1 protein-coding gene is annotated in these 295 nt (G+C 41.0%); it reads left to right on the top strand.

From position 1 onward, the window contains the following. Nucleotides 1-295: iron-containing alcohol dehydrogenase (locus tag PZE06_RS28330; protein ID WP_275792446.1), on the top strand; the 295-nt coding region annotated here is incomplete at both ends.

Below are 295 nucleotides of genomic sequence, written 5' to 3'. Positions count from 1 at the left end.
TGTAGCAAAGGCAGTAGCTATTTTAGTCACAAATGGCGGAACAATCTCAGAGTACGAAGGAGTTGATCAAATAAAAAAACCTCTCCCTCCCATTATTATGGCGGCGACAACAGCCGGATCCGGGTCCGAAGTTTCGCAATTTTCTGTAATTGTTGACAGCAAAAAGAAAAAGAAAATGACGATTATTTCAAAATCGCTCGTTCCCGATATTGCGATTATTGACCCGCTCACCCTTTCGACAAAACACGACCATCTTAGAGATTCAACTGGTTTGGATGTTTTAAAACAGGCTATT

The organism is Robertmurraya sp. DFI.2.37, assembly GCF_029211245.1.
GTDB classification, from domain to species: domain Bacteria; phylum Bacillota; class Bacilli; order Bacillales; family Cytobacillaceae; genus Robertmurraya; species Robertmurraya methanolica_A.
Note: the sequence above shows the minus strand (reverse complement) of the source record. Positions and strands in the feature narration are given on the sequence as shown.